Genomic DNA, 18,167 nt, shown 5'->3' with positions numbered 1-18,167 from the left:
CGCTCCGCATTTGAACGTTTTGATTGAATGATCGGTTCCTCCCGGAAAATCTCGTTGGCCATTGGGACAATGGACGGAACCGCGGTGGCCGCGGCGACGTTTTGCGCATGTTGTTGATTTCCGATTTCGGAGCCTGGGATCAGCGATCCCGGGTCAGAGGAGGACCCGCCCCATGCAATTCTCGTCGTCCAATCGTGCTCCCGATTCCACTTCCGGCACCCGCTCGGCTGCGGCCGACGTCGGAGACAACGTTCAGGCCCTGCGTGATGACATCTCCAGCCTGGCGGATTCCGTGAAGCGCCTCGCCGCCGAGCAGATCGGCACCAGCGTCGAGGACGTGCAAGACAAAGCCAAAGAGAAGATCAGCGACGTCGAAGCCGCCATCCGCCGCAACCCGAGCCAAGCTGCGCTCATTGCCGCCGGCGTCGGTTTCGTCTTCGGCCTCATTCTCTCGCGCTAGCCCCTAATCCCAAGGAGGGATCGTCATGAGCCAGCAATACAGCCCCAACCGCACCGGCACCGGATCGTCGACCGCCAGCTCTGTTGAGCGTCAGGCGCGCGACATGGCCAACGCCGCGGGCGAAAAGATCAGCGATACCGTCGATCAAGCGCAAGCGCTCGCGCAAGACCAATACGACAAGCTCACCGCCAATATTCGCCGCAACCCGCTGCAGGCGGCAGGCATCGCCGCCGGCATCGGCTTCGTGCTCGCACTGCTTGCCAGACGCTAAGCCCTGGAGGGGAGCATGATTGGGGATGCAGTTCTCTACGCTGCCAGCCGCGCCACGCACAGCGCGCTCGAGAACGTCTCGCGCCGCCTGACGTGGATGGCGATTTCCGGCGTGTTCCTGGTCGCCGCGATGGTGCTCGCCATCATCGCGGCGTACATGGTGGCCGAGCCGCGCTTCGGGCCGCTCGCCGCCATCGGCATCATTGCGGGCGGCTGCGTTCTCGCCGGCCTGATCAGCATGTCCGTGCCGGTGATCATCGACAAGGCCGAGGCGCGCCGGCGCAACAAGGGCTCTTCCGTATCGACGGCCGTTGCCGCCGTCGATGAGGAGGCTAAGCAGGCGGTCGACTACTTCGGAGCGCTGCAGGTCGTGGGCACCGCGTTCCTGTTCGGGCTCGGTGCGGCGCGACGCTTGCGGCGCTGACGACTTTTAATTCGACACGGCCCGCGCGGCGGGCCTTCGCCCAGGGGTGCCACATGGCGGCTCAACGACTAGCTACGACCGGTTCGGTGAGCGGGCCGACGATGCCGGCCTCGGTTTACGAGATGACCGTCATCGGCTTTCTCATCGTCATCGCGCTATACATCGGGCAGGTCGTCTTGGTGCCGCTGGCGCTTGCGGTCATCCTGGCATTCGTCTTGGCGCCGCCGGTCCGCATGCTACGCCGTACCGGCATCGGCAACACCGCGTCGGTGTTCGTCGTCGTGGGCATCGCCTTCGCCATCATCTTCGGTGTCGGCACCGTCATCACGCAGCAGGTCGGCGATCTCGTCGAGGAGCTGCCGCGTTACCAGGCGACGCTGCGCGACAAGGTCAAGTCCCTGAAGGACGTTACTGCGGGTAGCGGCGGCGCCATCCAGCAGGCAAGCGAGACGCTCAAGCAGCTACAGGAGGAGCTGGAGTCGCCGAAGACTCCGGCGGCTGCCCCGCAGACGATGGCCCCGGTGGCGCCCGAGAGGCTGAGCCCAGCTACCGGGGAGCGGCGCCCAGTCCCGGTCGAAGTGCGCACCCCGGCTCCGACCGCGATTGACCAGCTGCAAGGCATCATCGGGGTCGTCCTGGCGCCATTGGCTACCGCAGGCCTCGTACTTTTGTTCGTACTCTTCCTGCTGCTCCAGCGCGAAGATGTGCGCGACCGCGCCATACGGCTTCTCGGATCGAACGACCTCGAGAAGTCGACCACCGCCATGGACGACGCCGGCAAACGGCTCGGCCGCTACTTCCTCACCCTTACCCTCATCAACATCGGCTTCGGCATGTTCATCGCCTTGGGCCTGTGGTTGATCGGCGTGCCGAGCCCGGTGCTGTGGGGCGTGCTGGCGACACTGATGCGGTTCGTGCCGTTCCTCGGCTCGTTCATCGCTGCCGCCTGTCCCCTCATTCTCGCCGCCGCCGTCGATCCGGGCTGGAGCATGTTCCTGATGACGCTGGCGCTCTACGTCGTCAGCGAGCCGATCATGGGCAACGTCATCGAGCCGGTCGTGCAGGGTCAGCGCACGGGCCTGTCGCCGCTCGCCATCGTGCTGTCGGCCGCCTTCTGGACGCTGCTGTGGGGACCGATCGGCCTCTTACTCGCTATCCCGCTGACCGTGGTTCTGGTGGTGCTCGGCCATCACGTCGAGCGTTTGGAGTTCCTCAACGTGCTGCTCGGCGACAAGCCGCCCCTGTCACCCGCCGAACGCTTTTACCAGCGCATGCTCGCCGGCGATCCCGCCGAGGCGGTCGAGCAGGCCGAGACGTTCATCAAGTCGGAGCCGCTGGTCGACTACTACGACGACGTCGTCATCGAGGCCCTGCGCCTCGCCCAGGCGGACGCCGACCGCGGCACGCTCGAACCCGAACGTCTCATCGACATCCGCAACACCGCCGACGTCGTCATCGATACGCTCGAGGACTACGACCTCACCCCAAAGAAGGTGCCCAAGCCCCAGAAGAGCGTCATCGAGGAAGCGAGCGAGGAAGACGCCGAGCTTGGGCCCGATGTCGCCGACACCGATGCCGACCGGCGGCGCAAGGACACGGCCCGCCGCCGCGCCGAGGAAAAGGAAAAAGACAAGGAAGAAGAGGAGGAGGAGCTGGCGCTCGACCTGTGCACCGTCGGAGGCGGGGCCATCGATCCCGCCTGGCGCAACGAGAATGCGATCCTCTGCGTCGCCAGCCGCACGGCGCTCGACGAGACGGCAGCGATGGTATTCGCGCAGCTCGTCAGCAAATGCGGCTTGAGCGTCAAGGTCGTTGACGTCGACCACCTGCGCCACGGCGCGCTGTCGGCCGAGGACGTCAAGGGCATCCGCCTCATCTGCATTTCGGCGTTGCACGTGCGCGAGAAGAGCGCCCACGCCCGCTTCCTCGTCCGCCGGCTGAAACGGTCCGCGCCCAACGCGCTGCTGCTCGGCTGCTTCTGGAAGCTCGATCCCGAGGACAGTCAGGACAAGATTATCCTCGACAGCATTCCCGTCGATGCCAGGGCGCACACGCTGCGCGAGGCCGTCACGTTCACTCTCAAGGCGGCGAGCACGCCGGCCGACGAGGAGACGACCGGCCATTCGCGTGACGCCGTCGTGGTGCGCGCGGCCTCCTGATCAGCGCTTCAGAATATTGGCTGGCGATACCGACTTCGCCGCCGACCACGCGGCGTTGCCTGCCTGACCGAGCAGACGCCGCGCGCTCCACCGCGGTGCCGCATCTTCCATCAACCTGAGCAGCTGCGCCTGCCGTGCGTCGGGCACCCGCGCGGCAATGCGCGCCGAGAGCTGCTCGGTGTTCGTCGGCACGCGGCCGGGCGCCAGGCTCACCGGCACGACGTCGTTCTTCGGGATGCCGAGCCCCTCGGCGACTGTGCGCACGAGCTCGACTATGGCGGGATCGTCGAAGTCGATGGCGCCGTGCGCGGCTTGCGTCAGCTTGTCGATGTGCGTCAGGGCGACGATGATCGGCGGCTGGCGGCGGTGCGGGCGCTTGGCGAAGTGATTGCGGATGCCGGTGATGGCGACAAGATCGATGCGCGCATCCGACTTGTCGGCGGCGAGCGCCCAGACGATCAGGTCGCTGTCGTTGGCCTTGGCGGCGAACGCCTTCTGCTCCTTGTTGCTCGCCCCGATGCGCGGACTGTCGATCACCATCGAGCCGGACAGGCCCTCCAGCTCGACCTCGTAGGGCTGGAAGTCGCGCGTGCCGCCCGGCGCATCGACCACGGCGCGCACCTCTTTCGACAGCGCATTGACGAGGCTCGACTTGCCGGCTCCCGCCTGCCCGGCAATGAGAATGCGCAGCGGCTCCGCCCGTCCGGTCGCCTGACCGCGGTCGCGCTGCGTCGAGGCGCTGACGTGACCGGCAAGCTCCGCCTGCGTCACCCGCAGCCTGCCGCCGTAGAGATCGATCGCGGCGCGGCCGACCTCGCGCACGTAGGCGCGCGCCAGCTGCCGCGCGAGCTGATCGCGCACGTTGGCATAGAGATGCTTGGTGATCTGCTCGCGCGCCTCCTGCGCGGCGGCGGTGACCGGATTGACCAGGCGGATCAGCCGCCAAATGTCATACGCCTTTTCCGCGAAGCCGATGGCCGAGCGCCAGCCATAGATCTTCAGCACCTGTCCGACGGTCAGCTGGTCGCCGAGCGGGATATTGTCGGAGACGAACGGGCGCATGTCGGCGCTCACCCGCTCGATGAGCGCCAGCGCCTCGGGGATCGTGAACTTCCACAGCGGGTTGCGGTCCTGCGGATGAATTTGCCGTGCCACCGCTTCGATGGTGCGCATGCCGAGGTTCAAGACGCGGTCGCGGTCGGTCAGCTCGGCGGGACGCACGTTGGCGGCGATCGCCTCGACGGCTGTCCACGCCGCCTGCTCCCGCGCCGTCCACGACGGATCGGCCTCCACCTTGTCGGCGACGGTGTCCAGCGCGGGCTCCGGCGTTTCGCGCAACGTCCGGCGCAGCGTGATGACCTGCGCGACATAACCGATGATCGCCAGCGAGAAGGCGCCCGCCAACCAATAGAGCGCATAGCCGCGCTGCCACAGCCACAGCCAGCCGAGCGGCATCAGCGAGATCATCGGCAGCAGCAGCGCCAGGAAGATCATGGCGCCGCGCAGATAGAGAATTGCTTTGCCCTTTACGGCCACGGCTCTTCCCCTTGTCGTCGCTCACCCGCCGATGTCCGCGGGCAGGCGGTCATGTCGTGCGCGCATAGCGGGAGGTTAGGCGGAAAACAGTATAACTGAAACGCCGGACGTTTCCCCCCGTTCCAGCCCCTGCGCGTGAACCGAGCCGCGCCAAGGGTGGGAGCTGCACTCCGTTGATCCGGAACGATTACGCATTGGCCCCCGTTGCCTCGGCAAATGCGTAAAGGAGTGCCGGCAATGGAGTCGGATGATTTACACGGCTGGAAAGTACTCGTGGTCGAGGACGAGCCGCTCGAAGCCCTCGACTATTGCGATCGCCTGGCGGAAGCCGGTGCGGAGATCGTCGGCCCCGTGGGCTCGGCGTCCGAGGCAATGGACGTCGTCGCGAGCCAGGCGGTCGATGTGGCGTTGCTCGACTACGCGCTCGCCGACAAGACCAGCGAGGAGTTGCAAGGCGCACTCGAGACGCGGCACATCCCTTTCGTTGTACTGACCGGGTATCCGCGCGTCCTCGTGCGCCGCGACAATCACCAGCTCGTGCTGTCGAAACCCATATCGCCGCACCTTCTTTGCAAGACCATCAAGGCCGCCGCCCGCTCGGGCGAGCGTTGACCGCGGCGGCGTCGGTCGTAAACGGCTGTTAACTCGGGACATTCAGCCGCTGCCTGGGGCCGCGGTTATGCCGTGCTAAGGCAAAGCCCCATATAGTCTTCACCGACCTATTCTTGCGGCCCTCGCAATGCCGAAGGCCGGCGCTACGGTGAGGCTATGAAACTCGAAACTGCCCGGCCGGTCCATCTCAAGGACTACCGTCCACCGGCCTACCTCATCGATCGCGTCAACCTCGACATCTCGCTCGAGCCGACCCGCACGCGCGTGCACTCCAAGCTCGCGGTCCGTGCCAACCCGAAGGCGGTCGGCCGCCGCGAGCCGCTGCGCCTCGACGGCGAGCACCTGGAGCTGGCCTCGATCGCCATCGACGGGCGGCCGCTGGCGAAAAAGGACTACAAGCTCACCGACACGACCCTGACGCTGACCAAGACTCCAAGCGGGCCGTTCACGCTCGACATCACGACGTTCGTCAATCCCGAGGCGAACAAGGCGCTGCAGGGCATCTACCGCTCCAACAAGGTCTACTGCAGCCAGTGCGAGGCCGAGGGATTCCGCCGCATCACGTATTTCCTCGACCGCCCCGACGTGCTCGCGACCTACACCGTGCGGCTCGAAGCCGACATCGCCGCGGCGCCCATCCTGCTGGCCAACGGCAACCTGCTGGAGCGCGGCACGCTTCCCGGCGGCAGCCGCCACTACGCCATCTGGCGCGACCCGCACCCCAAGCCCTGCTACCTGTTCGCCATCGTCGGCGGTAACCTCGCGCCGATCAGCTCGACGTTCCGCACCATGTCGGGCCGCAACGTCGATCTCGCCATCTACGTCGAGCACGGCAAGGAAGCGCGCGCCGCCTGGGCGATGGACTCCCTCAAGCGCTCGATGAAGTGGGACGAGGAGCGGTTTGGGCGCGAGTACGACCTCGACGTGTTCAACATCGTCGCCGTCTCCGACTTCAACATGGGCGCGATGGAGAACAAGGGGCTCAACATTTTCAACGACCGCCTCATCCTCGCTTCGCCCGAGACCGCGACCGACGCCATCTTCGAGGCGATCGAAAGCGTCGTCGCGCACGAGTACTTCCACAACTGGACCGGCAACCGCATCACCTGCCGCGACTGGTTCCAGCTCTGCCTGAAGGAAGGGCTCACCGTTTATCGCGACCAGGAGTTCTCGGCCGACGAGCGCTCCGCCACGGTGCAGCGCATTATCGACGTGCGCGGGTTGAAGACGCACCAATTCGCCGAGGACGCGGGTCCGTTGGCGCATCCGGTGCGGCCCGAGAGCTACATCGAGATCAACAACTTCTACACGGCGACCGTCTACGAGAAGGGCGCCGAGCTGGTGCGCATGATCGCCACCATTCTCGGCCGCGACGGCTTCCGCCAAGGTATGGACCTCTACTTCGAGCGCCACGACGGCGACGCGGCGACGGTCGACGAGTTCGTTACCTGCTTTGAGGACGCGAGCGGCGTCGACCTATCCCAATTCAAGCTCTGGTACTCGCAAGCGGGCACGCCGGAGCTCATCGCCAACCTGCGCTACGACAAGGACAAGAAAGTCGCTAACCTCGAGGTCGAGCAGATCCTAGCGCCGACGCCGGGGCAGCCGAGCAAGAAGCCGATGCACATCCCGATCCGTCTCGGGCTGCTCGGAGCCAACGGCCACGACCTCGATCTGCGGCTCGACGGAAAGCCGCTCGAGGATGGCGTCGTCTCGCTCACCAAGCGCAAGCAGACCTTCCGCTTCTCCGACGTACCCTCGCGCCCGGTGCCGTCGCTGCTGCGCGGTTTCTCCGCCCCGGTCAACGTCACGCTCGACCTCAGCGACGAGGACGCCGAGTTGCTGATGGCCAGCGACAGCGACCTCTTCAACCGCTGGCAGGCCGCCAACACCTACGCGGCGCGCACGCTGGTCGAAAGCGTCAAGGCGCTGACGACCGGCAAGCGCACGAACCAGGGCCTGCGGTTTGCGCGCGCGCTCGGCTCGGCGGTCCAAGACGACAAGCTCGAGCCGGCCTACCGCGCCGAGCTGCTCAAGTTGCCGACGCAGTCCGACATCGCCCGCATCATCGGCAAGAACGTCGATCCGGCCCTCGTCCATCGCGCTCACCGGCAGCTCATGAAGCTCGTCGGCAAGACGCTCGGGCCGCTGCTGGAAGACCTCTACCGCGACATGGCCGACCGCGGGCCATTCTCGCCCGATGCGGAAAGCGCCGGACGCCGCGCCCTGCGCAACGCCGCCCTCACCTTGCTCGCGGCGCGCGGCACGCCGACCGACGTCGCCAGGTTGGCACAACACTACGGCACCGCGACCAACATGACCGACCGCGCGCATGCCCTCTTCCTGCTCGCCGGGCGGGGCGGCACGGAAGCGAAAGTGGCGCTCGACGACTTCTATGCGACCTGGGAAAAGGACAACGTCGTCATCGACACCTGGTTCGCCGCCCAGGCCCAGTCGCCGCTCGCCGGCACGCTTTCGCGTGTCAAGGCGCTCATCAAGCACCCCCTGTTCTCGCTGACCGCTCCGAACAAGGTGCGGGCCGTTGTCGGCACCTTTGCCGCCGCCAATCCCGTGCAGTTCAATCGCCCCGACGGCGCCGGCTATGCCTTCCTCACCGACCAGGTGCTGGCGCTGGACAAGATCAACCCGCAGATCGCCGCCCGCATGCTCGGCACGCTGCGATCTTGGCGAGCGCTGGAAAGCGGCCGCCGCGCCAAGGCGCGCAAGGCGCTACAACGCATCGCCCGCGCCAAATCGCTGTCCCCGGACGTGCAAGAAATCGTCTTGCGTGTGCTCGAGGCATAGCCTCGGAAAATTTATCGTTCCGAAGGGCTTATTCACACTCGACAGCCGAATCGCGATGGTGTGAACTGATTTGGGTGATTCGGTGTGGCGGATTCGCTCGGGTCCGCAAGGCATTCAAGAACAATTCGGGGGAAAAGAATGGCGTGGACCATGTCCGCCTGCCTGCGCGCGCGCCCGTCTGTGTCGGACACCGTCGCGACATGGCTGAAGGCTGCGAGATTTTTCCTCGCCTCCGCGCGCCGCTTTGCTCAGCGCGGTCAGCCGGCGCTGTTCCTCGCCCTCTCCGCCGTCAGCCTCGGCGTTCTGGCGCCGCTGCTCCCCACCAGCTTCCTTGCCGCCGTTCTCTTGATGACGGGCATCACCCTCGCAATGATCGGGGCGGGAGCCAACCTCGCCGGCACCGTGACGTCACTCCATAAAGATAGCGGGGTCTCCCAACCTCTCGCGCCGTTTCCCGCCTACGATTCCGAGCCGCCCGCCCACGCTCCCCGCCATCGCCGCCCGCAGACGCTCCCCGCCCCCCGGCACGACTGGGCCGAGCTGATGGCCCGCATCAATCACGAGCTGCGCACGCCTCTCAACGCCGTCATCGGCTTCACCGAGGTCATGGCGTTGGAGATGTTCGGCCCGATGGGCAACGAGCGCTACAAGGAGTACGTGCGCCACATCAGCGACAGTGCCAGCGATCTGCTGAAATCGGCCGAGGACACACTCGCCCTGACCGCCCTCCTCACCGGCCCCCCTCCGACCGAAACGCGGATCGCCTGCCGGCTCGACCAGGCGATCACCGAGGCCTGGGCGTTCGTCGAGCGCAAAGCGTCCAGCCGCGACGTCTATCTCGAGCTCGCCATGCCCGACGACGTCGAGGTCATTGCCGAGCCTCGCGCACTGCGCCAGGTCCTCGCTAACATCCTCGCCGAGGGTGTCATGCGCGCCGCTCCGGGAGGCCGAGTTAGGCTCCTAGCCGTCACCGACGGCGAGCTTGTCGAGGTTGTTCTGACCGTCGCCGGCGAGCAGACCGCTTCGGTGCCGCGCGCCGGCTCGCTTGCCATCTGCCTCGCGCGCACGCTGCTGGAGATGCATGGCACCTCGCTGCTCGAAATTGAATCGCCGGGGGGCGGCTGGCGCGCCGTGACCGTGCTCGACCGCGCGGCGCAGCCCGACTTCTTCGCCGTACGCCAGGTCGTCGAGCGGTGGAAGCAAACGGTCGGCGTCTGAGAATTCGCCGCTAGCGGATCTGGCGGTTCTTATCCAGCCAGTCGTGCAGGGCGCGGCGCTCTTCCGGCGTCAATTGCCCGACAGTGTCGCCGAACAGCGTCGTCCGGGCGCGCGCCTCGTTGGTCTGCGCCTGCACGAGGCCGTCGAGCGCCGCGTTCAGCTTCGCCTGATCGAACCCTTCGCCGCTCAGCACGTCGCGCACCGCAGCGCGCGCGTCGCGGATGCCTTTGCGCGCCGCTTCCAAGCTGGGCTGCGCGTCGGCAACTTTCTGGCGGATGAAGTCCGACCGCTCGCGCGGCAGCGTCCGGGCAAAGTGAAACAGCGCCGAGCCCTTCATGCCCTTGCCGTGCGGCCGGTCGCCGAAGCGGCCGAAGCAAAGGGAGCTGGCCACAGCGCCGATGATCAGCACGTTGAGCGCCAGCGAGCCGATGAGCGCCCAGCGTAGGGTGCGCGGCGAGAGCCACGAAGGCTGCGTTGCCTCGCTCATAGCAGGTCCTCGTCGATCTGCCCGAGGGCGTCGTCGCCCAATGCGAGCTGGGCGCCGTCGGAGGTGCCGTTGCCGAACCCGGTGACCTGCGCCACCTCCTGCATCGTCGTCTCGAACGTTCCGGTCGTTCCCAGCATCACGCCCAGCACCAGCGACGCGGCGAGCACCGCCGCTGCCGGCCACTCGACAAAGCGCGTTACCAGCGAGCGGCGGCCGAGGCGCGCCTGCGGCAGCACCGCAACCTTCTTGCCGCCGGCAATGACCGCCAGATGCGGCTCGTGCGTCCGCAACGCCGCGGCCACGATGCGCTCCTTCAGCGCCTCGATGCCGGCAGCGCTTGCGCGCGGCGCCTGATCGAGCAGTCGGTCGAGCGCCTCCGCTTCGGCAAGCAACTTCGCCGCCGTCTTGTCCTCGCTGATGACGCCGGCAAACCGCAGCCGCTCGCGCGCAGGCCAGCGCGTCCGATCGGCACCGTGGATTTCCAAGAGGCGCGCCAGCGCTTCCCGATCCGTTGCCTGTGTGTCCTTGTTCGTCATCTCTGTTCGTCTCGTCTCTAAAATCGCGCCTGTCTGTACTTCGTCTTATTCGTAGTGAGAGTCGGCGAGCAATTCGCTCAGCTGATCGCGGAGCGCCGCCTTGAGCGTTCTTCGGGCGCGGGCGAGCAGCGATTCAACTGCCTCGTCCGATATGCCCATTGCCTTGCCGACCTCGATCTGGCTCAAGCCCTCGTAGTGGAAGAGGGTGAGCGCCAGCCGCTGCCGGTCGGGCAGAGCCCTGAGTGCCGCCTCGACGCGCTCGCTCGTATCTTGCGCCTCGAGTTGCGAATGCTGCGTTGCCGGTTCGATCTGCTCCGGCACTTCATCGGTCACCCTCAGCCGCTTGCCCGAGCGCATGCGGTCGACGCACAAATTCGAAACTACGCGCCGCAGCCAGGGACGCAGGCCGGGGGGGCCGACCTCCAGGCCGTCCGCCGAGCGCCACAGCCGCAGCATCGTTTCCTGGGCCACGTCCTCGGCCTCCGCGTCGTCGCGCAACATGCGACGGGCCACTGCGAGCACACCGGCGAGATGCCGGTCGACAAGGGTACGGAACGCAGCGGCATCGCCGTGCGCCGCGGCCGCCACCAAAGCGGCGTCCTCCCTCGCCTCAGCCCCCATCACGCGATCTCCGTGCGTGCCGGGCCCCGGTCCCTTTGCCACCACCGCTAGCCTCGACATGGCCACCGAACGTTCCGCTCCAGTCTAGCGCCGGTTGGGCCGGTTCTGTGACCTTGCCGGCGGGCCCAATGGCCGCATTTTGCGACCTTTGAAGCTATCAACGCTGGGGCTGGGTAAATCCGTCGCTCGCCACGCCCCCATGCAGTGGGGGCAGTTTCAGACGACCAGCAGGCGGAAAAGCTCGGAAATGCGGGCTTGCGTGTCCCGCAGCCGGCTTTCCAGCTCGGCGAAATCGGGGGCGTCCCCGGCCCGCACCAGAAGCTCCTTGAGCCCGTGCGGGGCGGTCGCCGGATCGAACGGCCCATCGAGGCACAGGCGCAGGATCTGGGTGAGGTCGTGCAGCAGCCGGGTCGCCGGGATCAGCACGTCGGCGTGCTCGGGCGCCAGCACGCCGGCATCGCGCAGCTTGCGATAGGCCTCGACCGTGTTCTGGTCGAGGACTTGCGGATGTTCGGCCGCATAAATGAGTTGCAGGTACTGGGCGAGAAACTCGACGTCGACAAGGCCGCCGCGCGTCTGCTTCAGCTCCCAGATATCGGCGCTGCCCTTCTCCTTGAACACCCGCTCGCGCATTTCGATGAGGTCGGCCGCGATCTTGGCGCGGTCGCGCGGCTTGACCAGCGCGGCACGCACCGCCTCCTCGACGCGGGCGCGCATCTCCGGCGGGCCGGCGATGGCGCGCGCCCGGGTGAGCGCCATGTGCTCCCAGGTCCACGCCTCGCTCGTCTGATAGTCGACGAAGCTTTTAAGCTGCGTGGCGAGTGGCCCCTTTTGTCCTGAAGGGCGCAGCCGCATGTCGACCTCGTACAGCGACCCCTCGGCGGTTGCTGCCGTCAGCGCGGTGATCAGGCGTTGCGTCAGGCGCGCGTAGTATTGCGTCGGCGCCAGCGGCCGCGATCCGCTCGAGTGCACGGCCGTGTCGTCGAAGTCGTAGATGATGATGAGATCGAGGTCGGAGGCCGCGGTCATTTCGCGCCCGCCGAGCTTGCCCATGGCGATGATCGCCACCGCGCCGCCCGGCACCTCTCCATGCGCGCGGGCAAGCTCGCGCTCCACGGCACGCTTCAAGGCATCGATCAGCCGCTCGGCGAGCAGCGCGTAAGCGCCGCCCGCCTGGTTCGCCTTGATGGCGCCGGAGAGCACGCGCACGCCGATGAGGAACTGCTGCTCGCTGCCGACCACCCGGGCGCGATCGAGCACGTACTGCATGTCGTGCTCGCCGTCGCCGATCTCGGCGGCGATGAGCCGGTCGAGCTCCTCGGACGTCGGTAGCGCGTCGAGCGTGCCAGGATCGAGCACGGCATCGAGCAGGCGACGGCGGCGCGATAGGCTGTGCGACAGCCGCGGCGCGGAACCCATGATGTCGGCGAGCAACCGTAGGAGCCCCGGATTGGCGCGCAGCAGCGAGAAGAGCTGAACACCCGCCGGCAGGGCGGCGATGAAGCGGTCGAAGCTGGCGAGGGCGCGATCGGGATCGGCGGTGTCGGCGAGCGCCGTGATGAGCAAGGGCTGCACCTCGGTGAGCCGCTCGCGAGCCCGCGCGCTGCGCACGGCGGGATAGCGGCCATGATGCCAGCCGCGGACGATGGCGAGCACCTCCGAGGGCTGCGAGAAGCCGAGATCCTTCAGGGCCGCCACCGTGCCGGGATCGTCCTTCTCGCCGGCGAACACCATGTTGACGCCGCCCGACGACAGCACCGGCGCATCCTCGAACAGCGCCGCGTAGTGCTTCTGTACCGTCTCCAGGCGCTTGGTGAGCTCGCGCGAGAACGTCGCCGTATCGGGATACCCGCAGAAATGCGCGAAGCTTTCGAGCCGCGCAGCATCGTCGGGGACCTCATGCGTCTGCTCATCGGCGACCATTTGCAGCCGATGCTCAATGCGGCGCAGGAACAGATAGGCCTCGGCCAGCTCCTCGGCGACGCGCGCCTTGATCCAGCCGCGCTCGACGAGCTTCGCCATCGCCTCGAGCGTCTGCCGCGAGCGCAACTCCGGCTGCCGCCCGCCGGCGATCAGCTGTTGCGTCTGCACAAAAAATTCGATCTCGCGGATGCCGCCGCGCCCGAGCTTGATGTTGTGGCCGGCCACCGCGATGCGCCCGAAGCCACGATGCGCGAAAATCTGCCGCTTCATGGCGTGCACGTCGGCGATCGCGGCGTAGTCGAGGTACTTACGCCAGATGAACGGCGCCAGCTCGCGGATTAGATCGCGACCGGCGTCGATGTCGCCGGCGCAGGCGCGCGCTTTAATGAGCGCGGCACGTTCCCAGTTCTGCCCGAAGCTTTCGTAGTAGATCAGCGCCGCCTCGGTCGACAGCGCGAGCTGCGTCGCCCCCGCGTCGGGCCGCAGCCGGAGGTCGGTGCGAAACACGTAGCCGTCGCCGGTGCGCTCCGACATCATCTGCACGAGATCGCGCGTCAGGCGGACGAAGAACTCCTGCGGCTCGACGTTCGGCGCAGTGCGCACGTGCTCGCGCTCGAAAAAGACGATCAGGTCGATGTCGCTGGAGTAGTTCAGCTCGCCGGCACCGTACTTGCCCATGGCGAGCACGATGTAACCGGCGGACGTCACGCGGCCGTCCGCCTCGGCCCTCCACTGGCCACGCGCGACTGCATCGCGAAACAGATAGTCGACCGCGCCGTTGAGCGCCGCATCGGCGCACTCGGTCAGGGCACCCGTCACCTGCAGCGCCGGCCAGACACCGGCGAGGTCAGCCAGCGCCGTCAGCAGGGCGACCTCGGCCTTGAACCCGCGCAGCGCGCGCATGGCGTCGGCGCGCGTCGCCACGGCGCTGAGACCATTCTCAAATTCGGTCTTCAGCTCGGCGAGCCGGGCTTCCGGCGCCGTGGTCAGAATGCGCTGGATACGCAGCGGATCGCGCTCGATCAAACCGGAAAGGTAGGGCGAGCCGGCGAAAATGCCCTCTAACAGGTCCGTCGCGTGCGGTTCGGCCAGGGCTCGCCCAAGCGGCGCCAGCAACGGATCGGCCGCGGCGCGGTCCTTCAGCGCCTGCACCGCGGCGCGCGCGCGCTGATCGCCGCGCGCCAGCGGCGTCTCACCGATGCGGGCGACGAGCGGCTGATTGGTCGATGTGTCGGCCGTCATTGTCGCTGCCTCGCGGCCCGGCGCTCAGGGGGCCTACCTCTTAGCCGTCCTAGTGCCCCGATTCTAGCCGCGTTTCGGAAGCGTCAGCACCACTCGCAATCCTGGTCGATTGTCTTCCAGCCGCACGTAGCCACCGTGCAGGCGCGCGACAGCCTGCACGAGACTCAAGCCCAGGCCAGTGCCCGGCTCGGTGCGGCTCTTCTCCAGCCGCACGAAGCGCTTCAGCACGCGCTCGCGATCCTCCGGCGCAATGCCGGGGCCGTTGTCGGCCACGGCGATCTCGACGCCCGCGGTGCCATTGACAAGGTCGATGGAGATTGCGCCGTCGGTCGCGGTGCCGGGCTTGGCCGAATACTTGATCGCGTTCTCGATGAGGTTGACGACCGCCTGCACGATGAGCTGCCGGTTGCCCGTGAACTCCGGGCCCGCCCCCACGTTGACCGCGAGTTGCATCCCCCGCTCTTCGGCGACCGGCTCGTAGAGCTCAGCCACGTCGCGCACCACGCGGCCGATGTCGAAGCGCTCGGCGTTGCCTTCGAGAGCGCCGGCCTCCAGCCGTGCCACCAGCAAGAGGCTATTGAACGTCTTGATCAGCTCGTCGGCCTTCTCGATCGTGTGCTCGAGGCCCTCGCGGTAGGCGTCCTCGCCCGTTTCGCGCAGCGCGGCCTCCGCCGAGTTGCGCAGCCGCGTCAGGGGCGTTTTCAAATCGTGAGCGATGTTGTCGGATACCTCGCGCAGGCCGCTCATCAGCGCTTCGATGCGCTCCAGCATGGCGTTGAGGTTGGTGGCGAGCGCGTCGAACTCGTCGTCCGCGCCGGTGACGGAGATGCGCCGCGACATGTCGCCGGCCATGATCGAGCGGGCCGCGACGTTGATCGTCTCGATCCGCTTCAGCGCGACGCGGCTGGCGGCGAAACCAGCGACGAGGCCGCCGAGTGTCAGAAAGCCCAGCGCCAGGAAATAGACGGTGCCCATCTCGCCGGCGAAGCGGCGCAACTCCTCGACGTCGCGGCCGACGATCAGTTGCACGCCGCCGCTGATGTCGACGGGAATGGCAACGGCCAACCGCTCGCGGGTGGAGATCGCATCGGGCGCGTAGCGGAACACGCCGCCGGCGGCGCTGTCGACGATCTCCGGCGGCAGGCGGCTCAAATTGCCGGCGACCTTTTTGCCCGACGGATCGGCGAGATAGTAGAGGCCCGGCCCGCCCGGGCGGCTGCGCGTCTCGACGGCGCGCACCAGGGCCGCTGCGTCGCCGTCCTGTGCTTCGGCCTTCAGCAGCGCGGCCTCGGACCGCAGCGTCGCCAGCACCTCGTTGGTCAGGACGCGATTGGTCTGCCACAGCAAGAGGCCGACCACGAGCCCGGCGAACGCCAGGTAGACCGCCACAGTAATGGCGGCGACCCGGAAGGCGGTCGTCGAGACGATGCGTGCAAGGCGATCAGGCAGAGCCATCGCGGATCGTATATCCCGCCCCGCGCACCGTATGCAGTAGAGGCTTGTCGAAGTTTTTGTCGATCTTGGCCCGGAGCCGCGAGACGTGCACGTCGATGACGTTGGTCTGCGGATCGAAGTGATAGTCCCACACGTGCTCGAGCAGCATGGTGCGCGTGACCACCTGCCCGGCGTGCTTCATCAGGTATTCGAGCAGCCGGTATTCGCGCGGCTGCAACTGGATGGATTCGCCGTCGCGCGTCACGCGGTGTGACAGCCGGTCGAGCACCAGCCCGTCGACGACGTAGCGCGTCTCCTGCTCCTCGGGCACGGCGCGGCGCGCCAGGGCCTCGACGCGCGCCAGCAATTCGGAATAGGCGTAGGGCTTCGTCAGGTAGTCGTCACCGCCGGCGCGCAAGCCTTTGACGCGGTCGTCGACCTCGCCCAGCGCCGAGAGAATGAGCACCGGCGTGCGGATGCCCTTGGTGCGCAGCTCGCGGATCATCGACAGTCCGTCGAGCCGCGGCAGCATCCGGTCGACGATCAGCACGTCGTAGACGCCCTGCTCGGCCAGCGACTGGCCCGTCTCGCCGTCCTCGGCGAGGTCAGCGGCGTGGCCGCTTTCCTTCAACGCCTTTTGCAGGAAGTGGGCGGTTTCCCGGTCGTCCTCGACCACCAGCACGTGCATCGTCTCACCGCGTCGTCGTTGGCGAGGCTTAACCGCCTCGATTCGCATTGTGCCCTGGGGGGGCCTGAACGTCGAGGCGGCCCGCACTCTGCCTGAGGGTGCGGGCCGCCACGTCTTCATCGTTGTAGATCGCCTCAGCTCTTGTTGAGCGGGATGGCGACGAGCACCGTCTGATCACTGCCGCGCTTGATGTGGAACATCACGGCGGGCAGTCCGTCGTCCTGGGCCTTCTTGACCGCCTTGGCGACGTCCTGAGGCGAGCTGACCGTTTCGTTGCCGGCCTTGAGGACGATGTCGCCCTCCTTGATGCCCTTCAACGCGGCGTCCGAGTTCGGGTCGACGTCAGAGATGATGACGTCCTTGGTCGGACCGCTCTTCACGCTCAGGCCGAGCTGCTTCAGATCAACGTTGCCGCCGAGCTCCTTGTTGGGCTCTTCCGGCTCGGTCGTGCCTTCCTCGGTCGCCGCGGTATTCGGATACGTTCCGAGCTTCACCTTCACGCTCTGCTCGGACTTGTTCCGCCACACCTTGACGTCGACCGTCGCTTTGGCCGGCAAGTCGGCGATGGTGCGGGCGAGATCGCGGCTGTCCTCGATCAGCTTGCTATCGATCGACAGGATCGCGTCCTCGACCTTCAGACCGGCATCGGCAGCCGGGCCGTCCTTCATCACTTCGCTGACGATGGCGCCCTTCGGCTCCTTCAGTCCCAGGCTGCCGGCAAGATCCTTGTCGATATTCTGGATCTTCACGCCCAGCCAGCCGCGGCTGACGGTGCCACCCTTCTCGAGCTGCTCGACGACGCGCTTCACCGTCTCGGCGGGCACCGCGAACGCGATGCCGACGTTGCCGCCGGTCGGGCTGTAGATCGCAGTGTTCACGCCGACGACGTCGCCTTCGAGGTTGAAGGTCGGACCGCCGGAGTTGCCGTGGTTCACGGCAGCGTCGATCTGCATGTAGTCGTACGGGCCGCCGATGTTACGGGCGAGCGCCGAGACGATGCCGGCAGTCACCGTGCCGCCGAGACCGAACGGATTGCCGACCGCCAGAACCCACTCGCCGACGCGCGGGGTCTTGTTCGCGAACTTGAGAACCGTGAGCGGCTTCTTCGGCTCGATCTTCAGCAGCGCAAGGTCGGTACGCGAGTCGGTGCCGACGATCTTGGCATCGATCTCTTCCTGGTCGTCGAAGCTCACCTTCACCTTGGTGGCGCCGTCGACGACGTGGTTGTTGGTCACGATGTAGCCGTCGGACGAAACGACGAAGCCAGAGCCCGCAGCCTGACGCGGCCGCTGCTGCATCGGGTTGCCGCCGCCACCGGGGCCTTGCGGCATGTTCTTGAAGAACTCGTTCAGCGGGTGATCGTCGGGAAGACCGGGAATCCCCTCGAACGGACGGCCGCCCTGACCACCCGGACCACCCGGGCCGCCCTTACGGTCGGCGACTTTCACCTCGTTGGTCGTCGAGATGGACACGACGGCCGGCTTCACGCGGTCGACGATGTCAGCGAACGACAGCGTCTCAGCCGGAGTACCCGGCTTGAACTGCGCGACCGCCGGACCTGCGTGCTCGGCAATGCCGATGCCCACCAATCCGGCACCGACGACCGCGATGGCGGCCAGTCGCCGCAAATCGCGGCCGAGTGATTTCGTTGGCCCGCTCTTTGCTTCGACCTCGGGCGAGTTGGATTGGGTTGGCATGCGCACGGACCTCCATTCAGCGAAGTGAGAAAATTCTCTTTCCCTTCGAGGCCTA

At 67.0% G+C, this 18,167-nt stretch carries 15 protein-coding genes; 7 read left to right on the top strand and 8 right to left on the bottom strand.

Annotation, left to right across the window (positions count from 1 at the left end):
• Nucleotides 1-172 precede the first annotated feature (172 nt).
• From GIW81_RS18255 to GIW81_RS18240, 4 genes are read left to right on the top strand one after another with little or no spacing between them, the layout of a single operon-like run.
• Nucleotides 173-460, top strand: coding sequence for a DUF883 family protein (locus GIW81_RS18255; protein WP_154740725.1), 288 nt, complete (start codon nucleotides 173-175; stop codon nucleotides 458-460).
• 25 nt (nucleotides 461-485) lie between these two features.
• Nucleotides 486-731, top strand: a complete 246-nt coding sequence (locus GIW81_RS18250; RefSeq protein WP_154740724.1) for a DUF883 family protein — start codon at nucleotides 486-488, stop codon at nucleotides 729-731.
• Nucleotides 732-746: 15 nt separating this feature from the next.
• Entirely contained in the window at nucleotides 747-1,154 is a 408-nt protein-coding gene (locus GIW81_RS18245; RefSeq protein WP_154740723.1) for a hypothetical protein, read from the top strand.
• 53 nt (nucleotides 1,155-1,207) lie between these two features.
• A complete protein-coding gene (locus GIW81_RS18240) occupies nucleotides 1,208-3,313 on the top strand; it encodes an AI-2E family transporter (RefSeq protein WP_154740722.1) in 2,106 nt (701 codons plus the stop codon).
• Here the strand turns inward: GIW81_RS18240 and GIW81_RS18235 are convergent, their stop codons facing one another.
• Nucleotides 3,314-4,849, bottom strand: a complete 1,536-nt coding sequence (locus GIW81_RS18235; protein WP_154740721.1) for a GTPase family protein — start codon at nucleotides 4,847-4,849, stop codon at nucleotides 3,314-3,316.
• Between the two features lie 237 nt (nucleotides 4,850-5,086).
• Between GIW81_RS18235 and GIW81_RS18230 the strand changes: the two genes are divergently transcribed.
• The 3 genes from GIW81_RS18230 (at nucleotide 5,087) to GIW81_RS18220 (ending at nucleotide 9,484) form a co-directional block, all read left to right on the top strand.
• The gene (locus GIW81_RS18230) at nucleotides 5,087-5,461 is read left to right on the top strand and encodes a response regulator (RefSeq protein ID WP_195930668.1); all 375 of its coding nucleotides are present in this window, start codon (nucleotides 5,087-5,089) and stop codon (nucleotides 5,459-5,461) included.
• A gap of 156 nt (nucleotides 5,462-5,617) precedes the next feature.
• Nucleotides 5,618-8,266 carry an aminopeptidase N gene (gene pepN, locus GIW81_RS18225; protein ID WP_154740719.1) on the top strand — a complete coding sequence of 883 codons (2,649 nt, stop codon included), beginning with the start codon at nucleotides 5,618-5,620 and terminating at the stop codon, nucleotides 8,264-8,266.
• Between the two features lie 138 nt (nucleotides 8,267-8,404).
• Nucleotides 8,405-9,484: a sensor histidine kinase gene (locus GIW81_RS18220; RefSeq protein ID WP_154740718.1), complete on the top strand. Its 1,080-nt coding sequence runs from the start codon at nucleotides 8,405-8,407 to the stop codon at nucleotides 9,482-9,484.
• A gap of 10 nt (nucleotides 9,485-9,494) precedes the next feature.
• Here the strand turns inward: GIW81_RS18220 and GIW81_RS18215 are convergent, their stop codons facing one another.
• The 7 genes from GIW81_RS18215 to GIW81_RS18185 form a co-directional block, all read right to left on the bottom strand.
• Nucleotides 9,495-9,971, bottom strand: coding sequence for a periplasmic heavy metal sensor (locus GIW81_RS18215; protein ID WP_154740717.1), 477 nt, complete (start codon nucleotides 9,969-9,971; stop codon nucleotides 9,495-9,497).
• On the bottom strand, nucleotides 9,968-10,507 hold the full coding sequence (locus tag GIW81_RS18210; RefSeq protein ID WP_154740716.1) for a hypothetical protein: 540 nt from the start codon (nucleotides 10,505-10,507) through the stop codon (nucleotides 9,968-9,970). The genes GIW81_RS18215 and GIW81_RS18210 overlap by 4 nt, the downstream gene beginning before the upstream one ends.
• A gap of 45 nt (nucleotides 10,508-10,552) precedes the next feature.
• Nucleotides 10,553-11,128 carry a sigma-70 family RNA polymerase sigma factor gene (locus GIW81_RS18205; protein WP_154740715.1) on the bottom strand — a complete coding sequence of 192 codons (576 nt, stop codon included), beginning with the start codon at nucleotides 11,126-11,128 and terminating at the stop codon, nucleotides 10,553-10,555.
• A 216-nt stretch (nucleotides 11,129-11,344) separates the two neighbouring features.
• A complete protein-coding gene (locus GIW81_RS18200) occupies nucleotides 11,345-14,293 on the bottom strand; it encodes a bifunctional [glutamine synthetase] adenylyltransferase/[glutamine synthetase]-adenylyl-L-tyrosine phosphorylase (protein WP_154740714.1) in 2,949 nt (982 codons plus the stop codon).
• Nucleotides 14,294-14,356: 63 nt separating this feature from the next.
• Nucleotides 14,357-15,748, bottom strand: a complete 1,392-nt coding sequence (locus GIW81_RS18195; protein ID WP_154740713.1) for a HAMP domain-containing sensor histidine kinase — start codon at nucleotides 15,746-15,748, stop codon at nucleotides 14,357-14,359.
• Entirely contained in the window at nucleotides 15,735-16,415 is a 681-nt protein-coding gene (locus GIW81_RS18190; protein ID WP_154740712.1) for a response regulator transcription factor, read from the bottom strand. Before GIW81_RS18190 ends, GIW81_RS18195 begins: the two co-directional genes overlap by 14 nt.
• Nucleotides 16,416-16,549: 134 nt before the next feature.
• Nucleotides 16,550-18,112: a Do family serine endopeptidase gene (locus GIW81_RS18185; RefSeq protein WP_154740711.1), complete on the bottom strand. Its 1,563-nt coding sequence runs from the start codon at nucleotides 18,110-18,112 to the stop codon at nucleotides 16,550-16,552.
• Between the last annotated feature and the right edge of the window lie 55 nt (nucleotides 18,113-18,167).

Source organism: Hyphomicrobium album (assembly GCF_009708035.1).
GTDB lineage: Bacteria > Pseudomonadota > Alphaproteobacteria > Rhizobiales > Hyphomicrobiaceae > Hyphomicrobium_A > Hyphomicrobium_A album.
The sequence above is the reverse complement of the archived record's forward strand: the minus strand, read 5'-3'. Positions and strand labels throughout refer to the sequence as shown.